We start from the raw sequence: 23748 nt of genomic DNA on the forward strand, positions 1-23748 counted from the left end.
GAACTATTGAAAGGCTCTCATACCAATGGTGTGAGGGCCTTTGTTGTATATAATGTACAGATTTGCTATAATTATCGGCGTATTTTATTTTGATTTTTATGAAAGTGAGTGTTTTGATGAGTTTAATTCGATCTATTAACCATCTCTTCAATAGCTATTTATCTTGGATAGTTTTATTGATGGCCGTATTAGCTTATATGCTACCGACATTTTTTGCATGGATGACGCCATATGTGGCATATATGTTACAATTTGTAATGTTCGCTATGGGTTTAACGTTAACAGCACAAGTATTTCTTGATGTGTTTAAACAACCAATGAAGGTTATCCTCGTATCTGTCATTCAATTTTTATGGATGCCTTTAGCAGGCTTTTTAGTAGCTTTTATTTTTAACTTTCCACCAGAAATTGGTATTGGTTTCATCTTGCTAGGTGCATGTCCAGGTGGTACAGCTTCTAATGTAATGACATTCTTGGCTAATGGTAATGTGCCATTGTCCGTATCTGCCACGACCGTATCTACATTATTGGCTCCAATTTTAACACCATTATTTGTAGTATTGTACGCAGGTGCTACATCATCCATTGAAATTCAATTTATGCCGATGTTTATATCCATCGTTAAAATCGTATTGGTTCCAATCATTCTAGGTATCGTATTGAATTACTTTATTGGATCTAAAATTGAACCTGTTAAATCTGTATGTCCTACTATAGCGGCCATTGCAGTATTACTTATCTTGGCTGCCGTAACAGCGGTTAACCAAAAACAAATTGCTGAAACAGGTCTCATCATCTTTGTGGCTTGTTTAGTACAAAACTTAAGTGGCTATGTTGTTACATTCTTTATTTGTAAGGTTCTTAATATTGATGTATCATCTCGTCGTGCTATGCAAATTGAAGTGGCTATGCAAAACTCTGCATTGTCCGTGTCATTAGCGATGAAACATTTTACACCGCAAGCAGCTGTGGCCGGTGCAGTATTCTCTATCATCCATAATTTTACAGGCTCTATTTTTGCCGGTATTTGTCGTAAACATGACGATAAAGAAAAATTAGAACAAGCTTAGTATACAATAGAGTAGGTACATCATTTTAAAAGCTTTAACTGATAATACATTTCAATAAAAGATGTAGTTAAACCTCCATTTTCGCAATCCATAATATGTTTAATTCCCTTAATAAAGGGATATATTCAATGGTACAGAAGATGGAGGTTTTTCTTGTAATTATTGACATTATCTAGCATTATTGGTAAAATTATTTTATATCTTAATATAGGTATACATTAAAAGCTAAGATTGAAAGAAGTACTCTACAACTAACTTTTTAGCGAGAACCGATGGTGGGAGGGTTTAAGGATAGGTAGACGAAATGCATTCATGAGCTGACATCCCGATTATAGGTAGGTTTGTCCGGTGACGCGCCGTTATGCGATGAGTGGGTACTACATTGGTACCTAACAGAGTGGAACCGCGGACCATCGTCTCTGTATGAGATGAGGGTTCTTTTTTATTTTTCGAATATGGAGGCATCAGTATCGATGAGAGAAATTACAGTTTATAATACAATGACGCGCCAAAAAGAGGTATTTACTCCTGTAACACCAGGTGAAGCAAAGATGTATGTTTGTGGTGTAACACCATATAACCATCCTCATATTGGGAATGCTCGTCCTTTTGTAACGTGGGATGTAATTCGTCGCTACATGAAACATGTAGGATATAAAGTAACGTATGTACAAAACTTCACTGATGTAGACGATAAGATTATTAATACATCTAATGGTGAAGGCGTAGCATGGGACGTAATTGCTAATCGTTATATCGATAGCTATTTTGAAGTTATGGATGCACTTGGTGTAGAACGTGCTGATGTATATCCACGCGTATCTACTCATATCCCTGATATTCTCAAGATGATTTCTACGCTTATTGATAAGGGCTTTGCTTATGAGCTAGATGGAGATGTGTATTTTAGCGTAGAAAAATTTGACCATTATGGTGAATTGTCTGGCCGTACATTAGATGATATGGAAGCTGGCGCTCGTATTGAAGTAGATGGTCGTAAAAAGAACCCTATGGACTTTGCACTTTGGAAAGCTGCAAAACCAGGTGAACCATTCTGGGAAAGTCCTTGGGGCAACGGTCGTCCAGGTTGGCACATCGAATGTTCCGCTATGAGCCAAAAATATTTAGGCGAAGAATTCGATTTCCATGGCGGTGGTAGTGATTTGATTTTCCCTCATCATGAAAATGAAATTGCTCAATCTGAAGGCTGCTCTGGCCATCATCCTTCTGTAAAATACTGGTTGCATAATGGATTTATTACGATTAATTCTGAAAAAATGTCTAAATCCTTGAATAATTTCTTCTTGGTGAAAGATATTTTGGAACAATATAGTCCAGATGCTTTACGGTACTTCTTATTAAGCACACATTATCGTAGTCCATTGGATTTCTCCGATGAACGTTTAGAAGAAGCTAACAAATCTTTGGAACGATTAGGCACTGCTATCGAAAATCTTTTATATCTTGAAAAATGTGAAGCTGGCCCTTGTGATGATGCTCAACGTTTATTAGAAAAAGCTAAAGAATATGAAGAAGAATTCGAAGTTGCTATGAGCGATGATTTCAATACTGCTTTAGCTACATCTAGCATGTTCGGACTTGCTAAAGAAATCAACATTTATTACCAAGCTGTAACAGGTCGTGAAGGTGTTGTTTGCCAAGAAGCAATCGCTGAGGTAAAACGTATCTTCAAGTTTATGACAGAGGTCATTGGCGTATTAGAAAAAGCTTGGGAAGGTAATACTGGTGCTGACGCTGTAGAATACGAACAATTGATGGACGTTATTTTATCTGTTCGCCAAGCGTGCCGTGAGCAAAAACAATGGGCTCTTGCCGATTGCATTCGCGATCGATTAGCTGAAATTGGTATTACAATTGAAGATTCTCCTACAGGAGCACGGTGGAAAAAGCGTGAAATTTAAGCAATTTCAATTTCTGAAACAAGAAGCTATAAAAAAATTAATACTCTTAGATACGGAAGACCATTCTTTTGTATCTAAACCAGCATCTGAAGTATTAGCTTCAGATGCTGTTATGTTGGCCTATATTGGTGATGCTGTGTATTCTATGTACATTAGACAACGCGTTGTAGAAATGAGTATTTCAAAGGTTCAGGTTCTACATACATTGGTAATTGAATTTATTTGTGCAAAATCTCAGTCAAAAGTATTGGATCAATTAGAATCAATGCTTACAGAGGATGAACAAACAATTGCTAGACGAGCTCGAAATAGTAATGTCAATGTACCTAAGAGTAGTTCTGTACGAGAATATCGAAATAGTACCGCCTTTGAAGCAGTCCTTGGTTTCCTATATGAAACAGGTCAGCAGGACCGACTTAATGAATTGATGAAAGAGGCCTATTCTATTACATTAAGAGGACTTTCACATGGATAATTATATTGTAGGCAGAAATGCCGTAAAGGAAGCATTAAAAGCAGGCCGTTCTATACAACGCATTTTGGTGAGTGATGACAAAGTTAAAACGGGTTTATCTGACATCGTAGGACTAGCAAAATCCAAGGGAGTTGAGGTTCGTCCAACCCCTGTTAAGCAGATGAATCGCTATGAGACGGATGTACCTCATCAAGGTGTCATTGCTTTTGTTAATGCTGTAGAATTTAAAGACCTTGGAGAAGTACTGCAAGAGTCTAATCATGAAAATCCATTGCTTATCTTGACGGATGGTGTAGAGGATCCTCATAATATGGGGGCTATTATCCGTACTGCTGAGTGTGTGGGGGCCACAGCAGTTTTGATTCCAAAACGCCATAATGCACCTATTAATGCAACGGTTGCTAAAACATCTGCCGGTGCGGTAGAGCAGATTCCACTCGTTCAAGTCGGTAATGTTACGCAAACGATTAAACAGTTGCAAAAACAAGGATTCTGGGTTCTTGGCGCTCATATGGAAGGTGATCGCACCTTGTATGAAGCCGATTTAACCATACCTACTGTCCTTGTCATCGGCAATGAAGGTAAGGGGATTAGCCGTGTTGTAAAGGAAGCTTGTGATTTCCTAGTTACCATTCCGATGTATGGCAATTTAAATTCTTTAAATGCATCTGTAGCAGCTGCCATTCTTATGTATGAAGCAGTTCGACAACGGACTATGAAGGTAAAATAGAGGTGCTGCATGCTAAAGGATATTTTAATCGTCGATGGATATAATGTCATCTTCGCATGGCAAAGTTTAAAAAAACTGGCTAATGAATCCTTGGAACACGCTCGAATGGAATTGCGTAATCAACTTTTAAACTATGGTAAATTTAAAGGTTATGAGGTTATACTCGTTTTTGATGGTAAATATACTAAGTCTATAGCGAGCATAGAAGAAATCACTAAAGGATTTATTGAAGTATATACAGATGATGGTGAAACGGCAGATTCTTTTATTGAACGAGAGGTATTCTTACGGCAAGGCAAGTATACCAATGTTTATGTTGTCACCTCAGACGGAGCCGAACAAAATCAAATATTAGGTTCTGGTGGACTTCGGATTCCAGCAAGAGAATTACAAAATGATATGCGTCTTGCCAAGCAAGAGGAACGCTTGCAATATACACATAAACATCATCGAGACCAAATGGTACTCAGGAGAAATGAAGTATATGACCACTTAGATCCTGATGTGGCTGAAAAACTAGAAGCCATACGGAGAGGTACAAAGTAAGCAGAACAGATAGACCTACTGTAGTAGTATGAAGTACATTCTATTTCATAAATATTGCAGAACATATATAATTCAAGTATAATAACATATATTGGTATTTCTACAATATGTGATTGTATGGAGGACCTATGAACAATTTTCATACGGAAAAGTCCGATTACAATTTCAGAGAAATGACTGATGAGCAAGTTGTGGTCATAGCTCAACAAGAGCAAAATGAGTTTGCAATCGACTATATAGTCAATAAATATAAAAATTTTGTGCGCGCTAAGGCGCGTACCTATTTTCTTGTAGGTGCCGATCGAGATGATATCATTCAAGAAGGCATGATTGGCTTGTATAAAGCTACTCGTGATTTTAGACATGATAAATTAGCATCTTTTCGGGCCTTTGCAGAACTATGTATTACAAGGCAAATTATTACGGCCATAAAATCTGCGACACGTCAAAAGCACGCTCCACTCAATTCTTATATCTCTTTAAATAAGCCTGTGTACACAGAAGAGTCTGAACGGACCTTGTTAGAAATGCTTTCATCAGCACGAAGCACAAATCCTGAAGACCTCATTATTAGCCAAGAAGAGCTAGATGACATCGAAAAAAACATAGGACATATTTTAAGTGATCTAGAGTGGCAAGTGTTAGAAGGCTATTTAGATGGTAAATCATATCAGGAGATGGCAAAAGGTACTGACCGTAGCATCAAGTCGATTGATAATGCTTTACAAAGGGTTAAACGTAAATTAGAGAAGTTTTTGGAACATCGTGTATTAGATGTTCCTACACAGGAAGGATGACTATTGTGACAAATTTTTTGATGGTTTTAGAAATCATTGTGTCCATTTTATTGATTGTTGTTGTAATTGCTCAAACTAGTAAGAGTTCTGGTATGGGCGGCGCCGTTTCTGGTGCGGCAGATTCTACATTCGGTGGTAAAGAACGTGGTTTAGATGGGTTCTTATCTCGCTGTACAATCATTTTAGGTATTATCTTTGCTGTGTTGAGCTTAGTTCTAGGGGCAATGATTAACCAATTCTAATTTGAAAGCCTGCCTAGCAGGCTTTTCTTTTTTTCAGCATATATTAATACTATGCAAAGGAGGTGTTTGTATGAAAGAAAAAGTGTTAGCGTTTTATAAATCTATTTATCCCCATACGTATCATATCGATGATGCTGCTATGGATTGTCATATTAAGGGTGGACGTGAACTGGATGCCTTTATGGATGCCGCTAAAGAGCTATTAAAAGAGGGGCGCTTAAGCTTTATACGAAAAGATGTATACGCCTATAATAATGATACAGAATTTATTGAAGGTATTTACAAGGGCTATAGAAAATCCTTTGGATTTGTTATCACAGCTCCTGATGAAGAGGATGTGTATATAGCAGAACAAAATAAGGGCACTGCTATGCACAATGATAAGGTTCGTGTACGTATTATCACATCTCGTGATTCACGCCATAAACGAGAAGGTGTTGTCACTGAAGTCATAGAACGAGCTAATGAAACTGTTGTAGGTACCTATGACAGACAGCAATCCTTTGGTTTTGTCATCCCTGATGATGAACGATTGGGTACCGATATTTATGTCGATTTACATAATACTTTAGATGCTCGCAGTGGTGCTAAGGTCCTCGTAAAAATCATCAAATGGCCAGAAGGCGATAAGAAACCAGAAGGTGTCATTACAGAAGTATTGGGCTACAAAGGGGATGTAGGCCTTGATATTAACTGTATTATGGCTAATTATGACTTGCCATTTTCCTTCCCTGAAGATGTTGTGAAAGCGAGTCAACATATCAATACGACCATTACAGATGATCCCAAACGTTGGGATTTACGCGATGTGCCAATGGTTACCATCGATGGTGAAGATGCAAAGGACCTTGATGATGCAGTCAGTGGTCGTAAACTCGATAATGGTAACTATGAACTAGGTGTACATATTGCCGATGTAAGCCATTATGTAGTGTCACAAAAGGCTATCGATAGAGAGGCCTATAAACGGGGGACATCCGTCTATCTAGTTGACCGAGTTATCCCTATGTTACCAGAGGTGTTATCCAATGGTATCTGTAGCTTAAACGCTGGCGAAGATCGATATGCCATGACCTGTATGATGGAAATTGATACACATGGTAAGGTTGTTAATTATCGGATTCAACCATCTATTATCCATGTCAATCGCCGTTGCAGTTATAAAGAGATTTATAAAGCATTAACTGAGGATATCATTCCTGATGACTTGGCGCCTCTTATGCCGATGATTCACAATTTATCCGATATAGCAAAGATTTTGAATGATATGCGTCGTCGTCGTGGTGCATTGGATTTTGATTTTCCTGAATATAAGGTGCTTTTAGATACAGAAGGCACACCATTGCGCATTGTACGTCGCGACCGGACATTAGCAGAACGACTTATTGAAGAATGTATGCTTATAGCTAATGAAACGGTAGCTACTCATCTCAAGAATACAAACCGTACGAGTGTATATCGTATCCATGAAACACCGAGCGAAGAAAAGATGAGTATGTATCAAAAGGTACTCAATTATTTAGGGCAAGATATTCGATTACATCTTGATGAATTAGAGCCACGCGTGTTCCAACATATTTTAGATGCTGTTAAGGGCACGGATATTGAACAAGTGGCTCAAATCATGACATTGCGTTCTATGCAACAAGCTAAATATAGCATCGATAATGCAGGCCATTTTGGGTTGGCGTCGAAATGCTACACACACTTTACATCGCCTATTAGACGATATCCAGATCTCATGGTACATCGCTTATTAAAAGCTGATATGGGATGGCCTGATGGATATGCAAACCGCGATACTAAAACAGAATTTTTAGAACGTGCTGCTGTGCATTCTTCAGAACGTGAACAAGTGGCTGTAGCTGCTGAGCGCGACACAGTCGATTTAAAGAAAACCCAATATATGGTTCCGTTTATTGGCGAAGTCTTTGAGGGCAAAATATCTAGTATTACATCCTTTGGTATGTTTGTAGAGTTAGATAATGGTATCGATGGCCTTGTTCATATGAACATGATGACTGATGATTACTATTTTTACGATGAAGAACATTTCCTCTTAGTTGGCAAGCGCACGGGTCAAATCTATCATTTAGGTGATACGGTAACGGTGACATTGGTGAAAGCTGATGTAGAAAAACGTCAAATCGATTTCGTACTCGGCGAAGTGGATAATCTTATGAGAATTCAAGAAATGATGAAGAATTCCGAAGGTTATGTAGGGGTAAGAGAAAAGAAACCGTTTGGGCGTTCTGGTATCTCTAAACAATCTAAACGAAAAGGCAAGGGGCATAGCAAGTCTTCTAAACGAAGAGAACAATATTCTGGCACATCTAGTGCTCCAAAGAATAAAAAGGGACGCAAAGACCATAAAGGGTCTAAGAAAAAAGTAAAGAAACGTAAACGATAATAAAAATATTAATAGCTATTGTGAGGTGACTATGGCAAAGAAAGATGCTCCATCATTAATTGCAGATAACCGTAAGGCACGTCATGATTTTAATATTCATGAAACCTATGAAGCGGGCATCGCATTGACGGGAACAGAGATTAAATCAATTCGCCAAGGTAAATTAAATCTGAAGGATAGCTTTATCCGCATTGATAAGGGCGAAATGCTTCTCTACGGTGTTCATATCAGTCCTTATGAACAGGGCAATCGCTTTAATCATGAGCCCGAGCGAACACGTAAACTATTGATGCATAAATCGGAAATAAAAAAATTATTCCAACAAGTGAAAGAAAAGGGATTCTCCTTGATTCCGTTGAACTTTCATTTTAGTCGTGGCTATGTGAAGGTAACGGTTGGTCTTGTAACAGGCAAAAAATTGTACGATAAACGCCAAGATATGGCAGAACGGGATGCAAAGCGTGACATTGCTAAGCGTTTGAAAGAACAACAAAAATACTGATATATAATAGGAGGATGTTTAGTGGAAGTTAATCAATACTTTTATAGTTTGGCAAAAATATCAGCTCAAAAAGCAGCTGAAAACGGAGTGCATGTAGATCCTAAATTTATATATACTCAATGGTACATTGAAACAGGTGGGTTTACATCTCAACTACAAGCAACCCATCATAATCTAGGTGGTGTTACAGCATCAGATGGCAGCTGGAGACATTTTACGGATTTTATTGATTTTGCAAACTATTTTGGTAATTACTTGACATACTATAGAGAAGATGGCATGACAAATGCTACATCTCTGTATTCGTATATCAATGCCTTGTACAATGGCGGATACTTTACAGCAGATTTTAATTCTTATTATGGCTCTGTATTACAAGTGTTTAATACAATCAATTTCTAAATATGGTTAAGGGACTGTTTTACAGTCCCTTATTTTTATGCATATTGTTAACTTAATACAAAATATAAGTTGATAAAAATCACACATTTTCTTATAATGTAAACAAAGTGTGATTTATATAGTTGACAATGTAAGTACATGAAGAGGTGAATACTATGAGTCAAATTCGTCAAATCACAGAAATCGGTATTTTAACTGCTATGATTACTATCTTGGGAGCTATCAAGATTCCTAATCTTGTGCCGGGCATTGAGTTCCAGTTATCAGCGCCTCTAGCGGTGGCAATTTGTGCGGCATTTGGGTTTAAAAAGTATATCATCAGTGGTTGTTTATCCAGTCTTATTGGGTTGGCATTGGGAACACAAAATTTTCTAAGTGTTGCTATTGCTATGCAGTTTAGATTAGTTGTGGGTTTCTTATTGTGGATTTGCAAAAATCATATGCTTGGTGTAATCCTAAGCGGTCCTATTGCTTCGACGGTAGCTCGATTAACTCTATCCGTCTATGTTGGTAAAGGAGCTCTAGCTATGGTTATGCTCGCAGTACCAGGTATGATTTTTACTGCTGTTGTAGCGCCAATTATGACTGCTGTATTTAAAAAGGTTATATCCGCTGCTACGCATAGTGTACCTCGAAAGGTCGTGCGATGATGGGGTTATACAGTATTCGCATGCGTGGTGCAGAAGGGGGACCTCATGAAGAAGGGGGCCGTCATATATCAGGTGCTGAACGCATTGTAGAGGAAAGTGATTTAGAATCTGTAGCGGCCTCTTTAATTCATCGTGCATTGCATCATAGTAAAGGCAAGTCAGATTTTATAAATATTCGTATAGATGCGGTTCATGATGAAGATATTGCTTACGTTGATTGTATCGCTATTGATGAACATCAGACTGAGTCTGTAAAAGAATCGCATGAATTAGCAAAAGAGTTATTACAGTCAGTAGTGTCGCATAAGGCCGTAGAACATGCTTTCACAGAACTAGGCCAACTACCAGGTAATATGCGTGGTGCTATTCTAATGGATGCCAATACAGGTGTGCGATTGGATCAAGACACGATGCGCGGTGTTCGTGTAAGTCATATGGATGCGTGTGGCAACGAAACAAGACCTATGAATGTGCACATGCGTGAAGCTCTTGTACTGGCTACAAAGGTACAATCTTGTCCAGGGATTGTAGGCGAACTTTGTTGGTCTGATGATCCTGATTATACAGTGGGGTATGTGGCGTGTAATGGCATATATCATCGCATTCCGAATATGAAAGAAATGGGAAATCCTATCGGGGGCCGTGTATTTTTTGTAGATACCGATAAGCCTATTCGTGAAATTGTCGATTATTTAGAAAATACAACAGTATTGGTACGGTGGTAACGTGGATTATTATCAAGACTTTCAGAAAAAACTAGAGGCTAAAGAACAAGAACAAAATAAGAGAACGATTAAGACCTATGAGCCTTTAGATGCGGTGCGTGTAAAACGCGGTGATAGCGAGTATATCATGATGGCATCTAATAATTATTTGGGACTTACCCATGAACCTCGTGTACAACAAGCGGCCATTGAAGCAATTCAACAATATGGCACAGGTTCTGGGGGTGCTAGACTGACATCGGGATCCTTTCCATTGTTTAAGGAGCTGGAAATCGCCATAGCAAATTTTAAAGAAACAGAGCAGTCTCTCGTATTTAATACGGGGTATATGGCTAATGTCGGTACGATTACGGCCCTAATGAATAAGAATAGCGTCATTATTAGCGATGAATTGAACCATGCTAGCATCATCGATGGATGTCGTCTTAGTGGAGCTCATATTGAGCGGTATAAACATAAAGATGTAGAACATGCGGAATATATCCTTAAGAATTACAAATCGGCGTATAAAATGATTATTACAGATGGTGTATTTAGCATGGATGGTGATATTGCACCATTGGATATACTATATGAGTTAAGCAAGGAATACAATGCCCTTCTTATGGTAGATGATGCGCATGCAACTGGCGTCATCGGTAATGGGCGAGGCACAGCTCATCATTTTGGTCTAACCGATGTAGATGTACAGCTTGGTACCTTGAGCAAGGCTTTAGGTTCTGTTGGTGGCTATGTGGCGGGGCGTAAGGAATTAATAGAATACCTGATTAACTATAGTCGTAGCTTTATATTTTCTACAGCTTTGTCACCGGCGGATATCGGTGCGGCTTTAGAGGCCCTACGAATTATACGAGATGAACCATCTGTGGTCGATACATTACGTGATAATACTGTATATATGGCACATAAATTACAGGCTATGGGCATTGATTGTGATGATGAAACACCGATATTCCCGATTGTGGTAGGCGAGAATGAACGAGCCTTAACATTGGCCCGTGAGTTAGAAGAACGAGGCATTATTATTACGGCCATTCGACCTCCTACGGTTCCTGTTGGTGAAAGTCGCCTCCGCATGACGGTGACTGCTGCTCATAGCAAAGAACAACTTGATTATGTAGCACAAACGCTACATGAATTACTAGTTGACATGAATATACATTAGGGGTATGATAGATAAACCAACAAACCCATGGGGATGTAAAGGTTTCGACAGGGGCGAGTGTGGTATAGATAGCGAGTCGGCGTTCCATTGGGCCGTTAAACGGTGGGAAAACATTTAAACGCAGAAGAAAATTTTGCATTAGCTGCATAAGCTACGTCCCTCATACTTGTGCCTACCAAGTGTGAATGGACGTCAAACCGTAGGCTGGCTTAATTTAGTCGTTCATATGAATTAGGCGAGACAACATGAACTGGAGTACTGTAGTTTGTCTGTGAACGATAGGTACTTGAGACTTAAATCATAGACTGTGCTCGGAGAGGTCTATATGGCAACGCTTTTGGACAGGAGTTCGACTCTCCTCATCTCCACCATGAGATGATTCATACCGAAGATTTAGTATCGTGTAGTGATACTAAGTCTTCGGTATTTTTTGCTTTGTACACAAATTTTTATGAAAGTCAACAAAATATGGTGTGAAATTGCACACAATTAAATGCATATAAACATAGATTTTATCTAGGTTTATAGGACATAGAAATCTTGACTATCTAATCGGAATAAAGTACAATATATTGAGATATTTATGAATTTGGATCTTATAAATTTAGTGTTATGAAAAGGAGTACATGTAATGAAGTCTCGATATTCACGCATGTTAGCAGTATTAGCAGTATCTGCTTTACTGGTGGCAGGCTGTGGTAGCCAACAACAGCAATCAGCTGATGTGGCGGTAAACTCGTATAAAATCGTATCGCAAAACGCACAAGTTGATCAAACCTATACGGGTACGGTTAAGGCAGAAAATTCTGTGGCTGTACATGCTCGTGTTACTGGTTATGTGGTGGAAAAATTTGTTAAAGGTGGGGACCAAGTAGTAGCTGGTCAACCTTTATATCGCATCGACTCTCGCCAATATGAATCCAATGTAGCAACAGCGGAAGCTAATGTAGCAAGAGCTAATGCAGATTATCAAAATGCAGAAACTGATTTAGGTCGTTACGAAACATTGGCAAGTCAAGACGCGATTGCACGCCAACGCGTAGATACTCAACGTTCTGCTGCAGAGCAAGCTAAAGCAGCTGTAGAAGCACAACAAGCAGCATTGAAGATTGCGCAAGATAACTTGGGTGATACTATCATTTATGCACCATATTCCGGCACATTGAGTATGGATGCTGTTGATATAGGTACATTTGTTAATGCTGGCTCTACGACATTGGTAACCATCGATTCTGTAGATCCTATTTTTGTTGAATTTAGCATGACTGAACAAGAGTATCTTGAATTCATGGCTACTCGTTCTGGTGATGAAAACAGCGGTCTTAATTTAAAATTACGCTTAGCTGATGGCAAGGAATATAATCAAGTAGGTTCTGTTGTTCAAGCGGCAAGAACATTAGATCCTTCCACAGGTAAGTTGATTTTGAAAGCTTCCTTCCCTAATCCTGACCATTTATTGTTACCTAATATGTTTGCTACCGTTATTTCTCCTGGTGAAAAATTAACGGATGCCATTTTGGTACCTACAAAAGCTATTTTACAAATTATGGATAAAAACTTTGTATATGTCATCGGTCAAGATGGAACAGTATCTCAAAAGGCTGTTGAACTTGGTGGCACTACAGGGGCTTTCACAATCGTTAAATCTGGTCTTGTAAATGGTGATGAAATCGTTGTAGATGGTTTAACTAAGGTTAAAAATGGTGCAAAGGTACAAGCCACTGAATTGTCTAAAACACAAATTGATACAGCTAAACAATAGGAGGTAAGACGTGTCGAAATTCTTTATTAATCGACCTATCTTTGCCATTGTTATTGCCATCATGATTACATTAATCGGTTTGCTTTCAATGGTTAATCTTCCGGTAGCTCGATATCCACAAATTTCACCACCAAGTGTACGTGTTAGTACCATGTATACAGGTGCTACGCCTCAAGTACTGAATGATACTGTAGCCAGTGTAATTGAGTCTCAAATTGTAGGCGTTCAAGATTTAGACTATATGACATCTGATAGTGCTAGTACTGGTACATATTCTTTGTCATTACAGTTTAATCAAGGTAGTGATCCCGATATGGATACGGTTAATACCCAAAACCGTGTGCAAGCGGCGCTAGCTCAACTGCCTTCAGAGGTCCAACAAGTTGGTGTAACAACGACAAAATCCTCTGGCGATATGGCGTATATTTTCTCCTTGAATTCTCCTAATGGTACCTTTGATAGTACATTCCTTAAAAACTATGGTACAAACTATTTGATGGATGCCATTAAGGGCGTAAAAGGTGTTGGTTCCGTTCAAGAATTCGGTTCTGACTATGCAATGCGCATTTGGTTAGATCCTAGCAAGATGCAAAAATTAGGCATTACCATGTCTGATGTAACATCTGCTATTAAAGGGCAAAACGTACAGGCTGCGGCTGGTACAGTTGGTAAAAATCCTACTAATGGAGAACAAGCATTCCAGTATCCTATTAAAATTGATGGCCGTCTAGTGACAGAGCAACAATTTGGTAATATTGTTATCAAGAACTCTAATGGTACTGTATTACATTTAAAAGATATAGCTCGTATAGATGTGGGCGCAAAAGGGTACGATTTTGTCGCTAAGTCTTCATATCGCGAACCAAATGCTCCATCTGGTGAGATTTTATTTGTTGAACATCGTCCGTCTGCTGGTTTTGCCATTTCCTTACAAAATGATGCAAATGCTTTAGAGACGATTTCAAATGTTCAAAAAATATTGCAAGAACAGTCTAAGTCTTTCCCACAAGATTTGGAATATCACGAAGTAGTAGATAATACGAAATTCGTACGTGCCTCTATTAATGAAGTAGAGCATACATTCTTTGAAGCTTTATTGCTCGTACTCATCGTAGTGTATGTATTCTTGCAATCTTGGCGTTCTACATTGATTCCGATGATTGCAGTACCTGTATCATTACTAGGAACATTTGGCGCGTTTGTATTATTAGATTTCTCCATCAATACATTAACACTGTTTGCCATGGTATTGGCTATCGGCCTTGTCGTCGATGATGCTATCGTAGTGGTAGAGGCTGTTGAATATGAGTTAAAATATAATGGTTTATCTCCAAAAGAAGCTGCCATTGCGGCTATGAAAAATGTACAAGGCCCAGTTATCGGTATTGCCTTCGTATTGGCTGCCGTATTCGTACCTGTTGCGTTTATGGGTGGCATGACGGGTATATTGTATAAACAATTCGCCTTAACGATTGCTGTATCTGTAGCAATTTCTGCTGTTATTGCATTGGTATTAACACCTGCGCTCTGTGCGATAATGTTAAAACCTCATGTGCAAAAAGAACGTGAAGACTTTGTTCATCGTCAACTCAATAAATTTAATCGTGGTCTTGAACGTTTTAGCGATTGGTATGGCAAGGTGTTAGCTCGATTAAGTCATCGTTTGAGCTTAACCGTTATTACATTGCTCGTCTTTGCTGCTAGTACAGGTATTGTATTCCATTTCTTACCTACAAGTTTCGTACCTGCAGAAGACAGTGGATATTTCTTAATTGCTGTAAATGAACCACCAGGAGCAACGTCTGCTCGTACCGTGGAAACTCTTGATAAAATCAAAGATTTCTTAGAACAAACACCGGGCATTAAAGATAATGTAGAACAAGTATTTACTGTTTCTGGGTTTGACCTTTTAGGGGGCTCTCAAAAATCTAGTGCTGGTGTTTCCTTTGCGGTATTAAAAGATTGGGATCAACGTAAATCATCTAATCAATCTGTTAATGCTATGGTGGGTGCAGTATTTGGCTTTGGTGCGAAGAGTGTACCTGAAGCCAGTGTAGTAGCTTTGAATCCTCCATCCATTCCAGGCCTTGGTAACACTGGTGGCTTTACAATGTATATCATTAATAAAGCTGGTGATAGTGCTGAGGTAATGGCGGAACGGGCTCAGGCATTTATGGCAGAAGCTAGAACTAATCCGGCTATTCAAACAGTGTATACCACATTTAATACATCAACCCCATCCTTACAATTTGAAATCAATCGTGATAAGGCTGCTCAAGATGGTGTTCAACTCACTGATATCTTCACTGCATTGCAAGGTTTCTATGGTAGTATTCAAGTTAATGATTATACATCGTATGGTAAGAACTATAAGGTTGTTGTTCAAGCAGAAGATCAATTCCGTCAAAATGCTGACAACTTGAATATGCTTGCTGTTCGTAATAGTAAGGGTCAAATGGTTTCTATTGCTAACTACATTACGAAAGATAAGACGTCAACCCCTTCATCCATCACGCGTTTCGATAATGCTATGGCCGTTAAAATTGGCGGCTCTGCGGCTCAAGGATATGCTTCTGGTGATGCAATTCAAGCATTGAAGGATGCAGCTGCTAAAACATTGCCAGCTGGTTATACCTATGATTGGGGCGATCAATCCCGCGAAGAATTGAAGGCTGGATCACAAACCATGTTGATTCTAGGTCTTGGCTTGACATTTGTATTCTTGATTCTTGCTGCATTGTATGAATCCTGGAAAGTTCCATTTGCTGTATTATTCTCCGTACCATCTGGTATGATTGGTGCTGCATTAGTACCATTCTTGTTGAATTTTACCGGTCGATTCCAATTAGCAAATGATATTTACATGCAAATCGGTTTATTAACCTTGGTAGGTTTGGCGGCGAAGAACGCCATTCTGATCATCGAGTATGCGAAGATTCGTGTAGATGAACGCGGTATGGATATCGTCGATGCGGCTATCGAAGCGGCTAAGATTCGTTTGCGTCCAATCTTGATGACATCCTTTGCATTCATTTTTGGTGTATTGCCATTGGCAATTTCTACTGGTGCCGGTTCTGGTGCTCGTACATCAATGGGTATCACGGTAGTAGCAGGTATGACAACCGCTACATTCTTTGGTATCTTTATCATTCCAATGCTTTTCATCATTATTGAAAAGATTGGTCCTGGATTCTTTACAAAACGTAATAAGAATCACTAAATCCAAATTTCATAACACAAATAAAACACGCTTATAACATAGCTTATAGGCGTGTTTTTTTGACTGTTTTATGGTATAATATGCTAGTTAAAACGATTTAATTATCGCCTGGGCGATATTGTGAAATATTTATATAAAAGAGGTATAAACATGAGTGATGTAAAAACATTTGTGGCTGGTCATAAAAGCCCTGATACTGATTCTATTTGTTCTGCTATTTCTTATGCTAATTTGTTAACACAAATGGGTACACCTGCAACGCCTGTATGTGCTGGTGATGCGAATAAGGAAACTAAATACGCATTGGAACATTTCGGTTTTGAACACCCACAAATCGTTACAAACTGGGAAGAGTTCGCTCCTAATGGTGGCGATTTATACTTAACTGACCACAATGAATCCAAGCAAATCATCGATGGTTACAAATCTATGAATATGTGTGGTGTTATCGACCATCACCGTATTGGTGATTTCGAAACTGATGGCCCTGTATTCATTCGCATGGAACCAGTAGGTTGTACAAATACAATTTTGACTAAACTTTATATTGAAAATAATCAAGAAATTCCTAAGAATATTGCTGGTTTAATGTTATCTGCCATTATTTCTGATACTGTATTGTTCCGCTCTCCAACATGTACAGAAACAGACAAGGAAATGGCCCATAAACTTGCTGCCATCGCTGGTGTAGATATTGAATCTTATGGTTTAGAAATGTTGAAAGCTGGCGCAGATATTTCTGATTTAACAAACGATGAAATCGTTCGTACTGATATGAAGGAATTCTCCGAAGCAGGTCAAACGATTTCTATCGGTCAAATTTCCGTTATGGATACAACTGATGTATTGGCTAAACAAGCTGAATTAGTAGCAGCTCTAGAAGCTCTTCGTACAGCTAATGGCTATGCGGCATCCTATATTATGGTTACCAATATTCTTGATGAAAGCACAACATTGATCTATAGCGGTGATGTAGAATCTGTTGTAGTTAACGCATTTGGTAAAGATGTAAAAGATAATGCTGTATTCTTACCAAATACAATGTCCCGTAAGAAACAAATTGTACCTCCAATTTTAGGAGCTATGAAATAATAAAGGATATAGACATATCATGGTAATAAAAACGTTGCTCTTGCAACGTTTTTATTATATGTGATGGTCATTAATAATTACTCATTTTATGTTATAGATAAGGAGATACCATGCAATCATTGTTAGATGGCTTGAATCGGGAGCAACAACAAGCCGTACAACATACCGAAGGCCCACTATTGATTTTAGCAGGTGCAGGATCAGGGAAAACAAAGGTATTAACTGTACGTATAGCATATTTGCTAGCTCAAGGTGTAAATCCTTATGAAATCTTAGCCATCACATTTACCAATAAGGCGGCTAAGGAAATGAAAAGCCGTGTAGAAGGCCTTGTAGGCGATGTAGCTAATCGAATTTGGCTAAGTACATTCCACAGCTTTTGTGCTAAATTTTTACGCTTTGAATTAGATAATTTTTTAGGTTACAACAGTAATTTTACAATTTATGATACATCCGACTCTCAAGTCGTTATAAAAGCAGCGTTGAAGGCCCTTAATTTGGATGATAAATATTATCCTGTAGGTGCTATGATTAGTGCTATTTCTGATGCAAAAAATAAATTGATGTTCGCTTCAGATTATAGAAAACAAGCGCGTGACTTTTACCAACAAAAGGTTGCTGATGTATATGAGTACTACGAACGAGAGTTACGTAAAAACAACGCATTAGATTTCGATGATTTATTGCTCGTAGCGGTAAAATTATTACAATCTAACGCTGCCGTACTAGATAAATACAGCAAACGGTTTAAATATGTTATGATCGACGAATATCAAGATACGAACCATGCTCAATATTTATTGGCGTATTTGCTATCATCTCATTGGAAAAATATTGCCGTCGTAGGTGATGCTGATCAAAGTATTTACGCATGGCGTGGTGCAGATATTCAAAATATCCTCGATTTTGAAAAGGATTATCCAAATTGTACATCCATTAAATTAGAGCAAAACTATCGTTCTACCAAAATTATCTTGGATGCAGCCAATGCAGTTATCGACCATAATGAAGGACGTCCAGAAAAGAACCTTTGGACCGATAAGGTAGAAGGGGCTAAAATTCAACACTTTACGGCTCAATCGGAACATGAAGAGGCCGCTTTCATAGGCGATACAATTGTAAAAAAACATGATATTCACGGCGTACCGTATGGTGATATGGCTATCTTATATCGTACCAATGCACAATCCCGTGTGCTAGAAGAAGCATTGATTAAACGTGCTTTACCGTACACTATGGTAGGTGGCACTAAGTTCTACGATCGAAAAGAAATCAAAGATGTGCTCGCCTATTTGCGCGTATTATATAATCCGTTTGATGATTTAAGTTTATTGCGTATTATTAATGTGCCAAAGCGTAGTATCGGTGCTACTACGGTATCTAAGTTACAAGATTATGCGCGTGAAAATGGTACATCCCTATTTATGACCTTAACGCAATTACATTTGGTCGATACCATTAAGGGTAAAACGAAAGAGAAACTTGAAGAATTTGGCATTTTAATTTTTACACTTGTTGCAGAAATGGATGATAAATCCGTTCTTGATATTTTAGAAGCTATCCTTGATCGAACTGGCTACTTGGCTCAATTAGAGGAAAGTACGGATCCACAAGACCAAGCGCGGGCAGAAAATATCGGTGAATTATTATCTGTGGCGAAGGATTTCCAAGATACGAATCCAACGGGGACTGTTGAAGACTTCTTGGAACAAGTAGCATTAGTAAATGATGTCGATTCCTTTGAACAAGAGGAATCCAAGGTTACCTTGATGACGTTGCATGCGGCAAAAGGCCTTGAATTCCCTATCGTATTCCTCGGTGGCTTAGAAGAGGGCTTATTCCCACATAGCCGTACCTTGATGAATCCTGAGGAAATCGAAGAAGAACGACGCCTCGCATATGTAGGGATTACGCGTGCTGAGAAGGAATTATATATTTCTAATGCTACAACCCGTACCGTATTCGGTCGTACTAGCAGTTATTTACCGTCTCGTTTCATCGATGAAATCCCTGCTGAATTAGTTGATAGTTTACGTGCAAAACGAAGAATTCCTGATGATATTAAACCAACAGTGCCAAGACATATGTCGGTCGCTAGTCGCCCTGTAACAAAACCGATTATTCGCAATGAAGTTATAGCTGATTGGAAGGTTGGGGATACTGCGATTCACAGCAAATGGGGAAATGGTAAGGTCGTCAATGTTTCCGGTGAAGGGGCTGGCATGAAGCTAACTATAGAATTCCCTACACAAGGTGTTCGTGTAGTTATGGCTAAGTTTGCACCGGTAAAAAAAGGTTAGAACAATCACTGTATGATATAGAGGATAATTATGAATCCTAAAGATAGAATAGAACAATTACAAAAAGAATTGACTCATGCTCAGTATCTATATTATGTAAAAGATAATCCGACAATGAGCGATTTTGAATATGATCAAAAATATCGTGAGCTCGTGGATTTAGAAACGGCACATCCTGAATATATTGTGCCATCGTCTCCGACACAGCGGGTTGGCATCAAAGCGGATGGTCCCTTTGAAAAAGTAGTCCATGGTAGACCTATGCTCAGCTTATCCAATGTGTTTAGTGCGGATGAAGTGCGCGCTTTTGACCAACGGGTAACGAAGGAATTGGGACATCAAACAAAGGCTTATGTGGTGGAGTTGAAAATTGACGGCTTAGCTGTTAATTTGCACTATGAAAATGGTATCTTTGTCCGTGCCGTCACACGTGGTGATGGTAAGGTAGGGGAAGATGTAACAGCCAATGTGCGTACTATCAAATCCATTCCTTTATACCTAGAAAATGCGCCAGAATTTATCGAAATTCGCGGTGAAGCGTACATGCCACATAGCGAATTTAAGCGTATCAATGAGGAACGCGATGAAGAAGGGTTACCGACCTTTGTCAATCCTCGCAATGCAGCGGCAGGTTCCTTGCGTCAACAAGACCCTGCTATCACGGCAAGTCGTAATCTTGCGTTCTTTGCCTATGCCATCGGTTCTGAAAGCGGCGCTAATATTCATACGCAAGAGGAATTGTTACATACATTGGAGAATTTCCATTTTTCTGTAAATCCTCATTATCGCGTTTGTAAGACGGTAGACGAAGTAATTAAGGCTATTAATTATTGGGGCGAAAAACGTCATGAACTGCCATACGATACAGATGGTATGGTTATAAAGGTCAATGATTTTAATGATCAAGAGATGTTAGGCTCAACCGCAAAGGACCCTAAGTGGGCTACGGCTTATAAATATCCTCCAGAAGAGGTAGAAACAGTTGTCAAAGATATAACCATTAATGTAGGACGTACTGGTGTATTGACGCCAACTGGAGAATTAGAACCTGTGTTTGTATCTGGCACTAATGTGAGCCGTGTTACATTACATAATCAAGATTTCATCACTGAAAAAGATATTCGTATTGGTGACCATGTACTTATTCACAAGGCGGCTGAAATCATTCCAGAAGTCATTCGTGTATTGCCTGAAAAACGTACGGGCAGTGAGGTTCCTTTCACAATTCCCAATCGTTGTCCTGTTTGTGAAAGTCCAGCAGTACGTCGCGAAGGTGAAGCGGCCATTCGCTGTACCAATAAACATTGTCCTGCTATAGAAAAGGAACAAATCATTCACTTTGCATCTCGTGATGCGATGAATATCGATGGACTTGGCCCAAGTATTGTGGAAAATTTAATCAATGAAAAATTGATTACCAATGTAGTTGATTTATATCATTTGACTACGGAATCCATCATGGGTATGGACCGTATGGGTAAAAAATCGGCAGATAATCTTGTGAAAGCTATTGCAGATTCTAAATCTCGTGGGTTAGACCGCGTATTATTTGGCCTTGGCATTCGCCTTATCGGTTCTAAAGCGGCCGGTACAATTGCTAATGTTGTGAAGTCTATGGATAGATTTTTAACGATTAGTAAAGACGAATTAGTAGCGGTAGAAGAAATCGGTCCTACCATGGCAGATAGCATTATCGAATATCGAGAGGACCCTCAACATATTAAAATAATCAATGGCTTAATCGAAGCCGGTTTAAAAATGGACGTAGATGTACAAGAAACCACCGGTAATGAAATGGAAGGTGAAATCGTTGTTCTTACTGGTAAACTCGAGGTCATGGGTCGTAGCGAAGCTGGTAAAATTCTTGAAGCTCATGGGGCAAAGGTTACAGGCTCTGTGTCAAAGAAAACTACACTTGTTGTAGCTGGTGAAGATAGCGGTAGTAAGCTTACTAAAGCCAATGAACTGGGCATTCGCGTCATGAACGAAGAAGAGTTTGTAGAACTATTAAAAGAATTAGGGGAAATTGATTAATTTTTTGATGGATCCCGTTAGATTTTCTATGAACTGGTTAAAAAGAACTTGCTACACCTGTTGGCTCCGTCCTACGTAATGTCGCTGCACAGGTATAGCAAGTTTTTTTATAACTGTTGAGACAAACTAGTCCCATCAAAAAATTGTATTGTTTATAAAATGAAGCCCAAAATAATCATAATATATAAATTATGGCTATTTTGGGCTTTAAATAGTTAGAACTTCTGATTTAGGGCAGGTGGATTAAAATACATATTATATGATTTATAAAATGTAAACATAGCTGCTGTATATGCTGGAGAAAGAAGCGCAGGGATAGATATACTTTCAGAATAAGGCGTAATAGATATTGCTGTACCGTCAAAATTATATGTTGGCATAGAATTTATTCGATGTTTTACACCTGCATATTTTAAGATTTTATTTGTAAAATCAGTTTTATTTTCACTTTTTTTTAAAGTAGCACTTACATTATTATTGTAGTCATAGAAATATGTGCTATTTAATTGAGCTATTGCATTGTTGTTATAGTCAACTAAATATAGTTGGGAATTTATAACATAATATGGAGGCGAGTATCTTATAACATTTATACTATTTATATCAACATATCCATCTCCTCTATTATCAGCATATATGTATTTAAATCTTGATGGATTATCTTTTATTTCTTGAAGAGAAATTGCGTTTGTTGTGAGCGGAAATAAAATTAAAAATATAGCAAATAAAAATTTAATCATAATAGTACTGTACTCCTTAATGTAACTTAGAATTTTTGAATCTCAGAAGGTAAGTTAAAATACATATTATAAGATTTATAAAAAGAATAGATCGCTGGTTCATATGCTGGTGACAATACTTTAGGAATCTTCGGTCCTTCGTATAATTCTCCATCATAATTATATTTTGTAACTTGATTACCAAATTCAGCCTCTGAATAAGTTTTATTTAATAGGGTTGAAACATTATTACTATAGTCATAATAATATGTATTATCTAGTTCTGTAAGTGTATTATATTTATAAGAAACTAAATAAGCTGTAGATTTTATAATATAAATAGAATCATCATTAATATATTGATCAACTAAACTATCAGAGTATACCAATTTTTACTTAATCGGATTACTTCTTAATTTATTTAAGGATATAGCATTTGTTGAAAACGGAATTAATATAAATATCAATAAGAATAAAAGTCTAATCAAATAAATCACTTCCTTAAAAAGCTCAATATTATATATATCATTTACTTTAATGATATATATATAATCATTAAAAGACAAGAATAATTGAAGTATCTTTTAATTCTTAATTCTATATTTATATATTTAACATAGATGTGTTATTCCCTTTGAAAATAAAACATCTATGCTATATAATAATAAGATATGAAAGGATGTGGACCGATGAAAATCAGCCAAGAGGAAATTAAAAAAATCGCTTTACTGTCCCGATTAGAAGTAAAAGAAGATAAAATGGCTAGCGTTGAGAAGGAATTATCCGATATCTTAACGTATGTAGCAGAATTAAATGAATTAGAATTAGATGATGTAGAAGTAATGGCTCATGCTGTTCCTTTGCATAATGTATTTAGAGAAGATGAGACTAAACCTTCTTTAGATCACGACTTAGCATTGTCTAATGCACCTGAAGAAGAAGACGGGTACTTTAAGGTACCACGCGTTGTACAAGAATAGGAGGT

At 38.1% G+C, this 23748-nt stretch carries 20 protein-coding genes, 1 other RNA gene and 1 other annotated feature; of the genes, 20 read left to right on the forward strand and 1 reads right to left on the reverse strand.

From position 1 onward, the window contains the following. The first annotated feature begins 116 nt into the window (after positions 1-116). From HMPREF1151_RS04000 to ligA, 19 genes are all read left to right on the forward strand, one after another. Complete coding sequence (locus tag HMPREF1151_RS04000; protein WP_232198011.1) at positions 117-1070, forward strand: bile acid:sodium symporter family protein; 954 nt, start codon at positions 117-119, stop codon at positions 1068-1070. A 218-nt stretch (positions 1071-1288) separates the two neighbouring features. Beyond that, positions 1289-1494 (forward strand) — a binding site (T-box leader). A gap of 49 nt (positions 1495-1543) precedes the next feature. After that, on the forward strand, positions 1544-2992 hold the full coding sequence (cysS, locus tag HMPREF1151_RS04005; protein ID WP_009661119.1) for a cysteine--tRNA ligase: 1449 nt from the start codon (positions 1544-1546) through the stop codon (positions 2990-2992). After that, positions 2982-3467, forward strand: a complete 486-nt coding sequence (locus HMPREF1151_RS04010; RefSeq protein WP_009661203.1) for a Mini-ribonuclease 3 — start codon at positions 2982-2984, stop codon at positions 3465-3467. Before cysS ends, HMPREF1151_RS04010 begins: the two co-directional genes overlap by 11 nt. After that, complete coding sequence (gene rlmB / locus HMPREF1151_RS04015) at positions 3460-4197, forward strand: 23S rRNA (guanosine(2251)-2'-O)-methyltransferase RlmB (RefSeq protein WP_009661308.1); 738 nt, start codon at positions 3460-3462, stop codon at positions 4195-4197. Before HMPREF1151_RS04010 ends, rlmB begins: the two co-directional genes overlap by 8 nt. 9 nt (positions 4198-4206) lie before the next feature. Then, the gene (locus HMPREF1151_RS04020) at positions 4207-4743 is read left to right on the forward strand and encodes an NYN domain-containing protein (RefSeq protein ID WP_009661160.1); all 537 of its coding nucleotides are present in this window, start codon (positions 4207-4209) and stop codon (positions 4741-4743) included. Positions 4744-4871: 128 nt separating this feature from the next. Beyond that, positions 4872-5540, forward strand: coding sequence for an RNA polymerase sporulation sigma factor SigH (gene sigH / locus HMPREF1151_RS04025; RefSeq protein ID WP_009661189.1), 669 nt, complete (start codon positions 4872-4874; stop codon positions 5538-5540). 5 nt (positions 5541-5545) lie between these two features. Continuing rightward, positions 5546-5782 carry a preprotein translocase subunit SecG gene (gene secG / locus HMPREF1151_RS04030; protein ID WP_005377589.1) on the forward strand — a complete coding sequence of 79 codons (237 nt, stop codon included), beginning with the start codon at positions 5546-5548 and terminating at the stop codon, positions 5780-5782. Between the two features lie 70 nt (positions 5783-5852). Next, the gene (gene rnr, locus HMPREF1151_RS04035) at positions 5853-8192 is read left to right on the forward strand and encodes a ribonuclease R (protein WP_009661100.1); all 2340 of its coding nucleotides are present in this window, start codon (positions 5853-5855) and stop codon (positions 8190-8192) included. 31 nt (positions 8193-8223) lie between these two features. Further along, entirely contained in the window at positions 8224-8694 is a 471-nt protein-coding gene (gene smpB, locus HMPREF1151_RS04040) for an SsrA-binding protein SmpB (protein ID WP_005377596.1), read from the forward strand. A gap of 21 nt (positions 8695-8715) precedes the next feature. After that, positions 8716-9096, forward strand: coding sequence for a glucosaminidase domain-containing protein (locus HMPREF1151_RS04045; protein WP_005377606.1), 381 nt, complete (start codon positions 8716-8718; stop codon positions 9094-9096). 155 nt (positions 9097-9251) lie between these two features. After that, positions 9252-9746: a hypothetical protein gene (locus HMPREF1151_RS04050; RefSeq protein WP_005377617.1), complete on the forward strand. Its 495-nt coding sequence runs from the start codon at positions 9252-9254 to the stop codon at positions 9744-9746. Continuing rightward, positions 9743-10471: a 6-carboxyhexanoate--CoA ligase gene (locus HMPREF1151_RS04055; RefSeq protein WP_009661214.1), complete on the forward strand. Its 729-nt coding sequence runs from the start codon at positions 9743-9745 to the stop codon at positions 10469-10471. The genes HMPREF1151_RS04050 and HMPREF1151_RS04055 overlap by 4 nt, the downstream gene beginning before the upstream one ends. A gap of 1 nt (position 10472) precedes the next feature. Beyond that, the gene (gene bioF / locus HMPREF1151_RS04060) at positions 10473-11636 is read left to right on the forward strand and encodes an 8-amino-7-oxononanoate synthase (protein ID WP_009661177.1); all 1164 of its coding nucleotides are present in this window, start codon (positions 10473-10475) and stop codon (positions 11634-11636) included. A 29-nt stretch (positions 11637-11665) separates the two neighbouring features. Further along, positions 11666-12007: a transfer-messenger RNA gene (gene ssrA / locus HMPREF1151_RS09650) on the forward strand. A gap of 260 nt (positions 12008-12267) precedes the next feature. Next, positions 12268-13398, forward strand: a complete 1131-nt coding sequence (locus HMPREF1151_RS04065; protein WP_009661294.1) for an efflux RND transporter periplasmic adaptor subunit — start codon at positions 12268-12270, stop codon at positions 13396-13398. Positions 13399-13408: 10 nt separating this feature from the next. Continuing rightward, entirely contained in the window at positions 13409-16618 is a 3210-nt protein-coding gene (locus HMPREF1151_RS04070; RefSeq protein WP_009661073.1) for an efflux RND transporter permease subunit, read from the forward strand. Positions 16619-16768: 150 nt separating this feature from the next. Beyond that, positions 16769-17710 carry a manganese-dependent inorganic pyrophosphatase gene (locus tag HMPREF1151_RS04075; protein ID WP_009661058.1) on the forward strand — a complete coding sequence of 314 codons (942 nt, stop codon included), beginning with the start codon at positions 16769-16771 and terminating at the stop codon, positions 17708-17710. Positions 17711-17820: 110 nt separating this feature from the next. Beyond that, positions 17821-20010, forward strand: a complete 2190-nt coding sequence (pcrA, locus tag HMPREF1151_RS04080) for a DNA helicase PcrA (RefSeq protein WP_009661228.1) — start codon at positions 17821-17823, stop codon at positions 20008-20010. Positions 20011-20040: 30 nt separating this feature from the next. Beyond that, positions 20041-22044, forward strand: coding sequence for an NAD-dependent DNA ligase LigA (gene ligA, locus HMPREF1151_RS04085; RefSeq protein WP_009661309.1), 2004 nt, complete (start codon positions 20041-20043; stop codon positions 22042-22044). Positions 22045-22259: 215 nt separating this feature from the next. Here the strand turns inward: ligA and HMPREF1151_RS04090 are convergent, their stop codons facing one another. Then, positions 22260-22784: a hypothetical protein gene (locus HMPREF1151_RS04090; protein WP_009661311.1), complete on the reverse strand. Its 525-nt coding sequence runs from the start codon at positions 22782-22784 to the stop codon at positions 22260-22262. A 668-nt stretch (positions 22785-23452) separates the two neighbouring features. Between HMPREF1151_RS04090 and gatC the strand changes: the two genes are divergently transcribed. Further along, entirely contained in the window at positions 23453-23743 is a 291-nt protein-coding gene (gene gatC, locus HMPREF1151_RS04100) for an Asp-tRNA(Asn)/Glu-tRNA(Gln) amidotransferase subunit GatC (RefSeq protein ID WP_005379966.1), read from the forward strand. Positions 23744-23748 lie beyond the last annotated feature (5 nt).

This window comes from Veillonella sp. ACP1 (genome assembly GCF_000286635.1).
Taxonomy (GTDB): domain Bacteria; phylum Bacillota; class Negativicutes; order Veillonellales; family Veillonellaceae; genus Veillonella; species Veillonella atypica.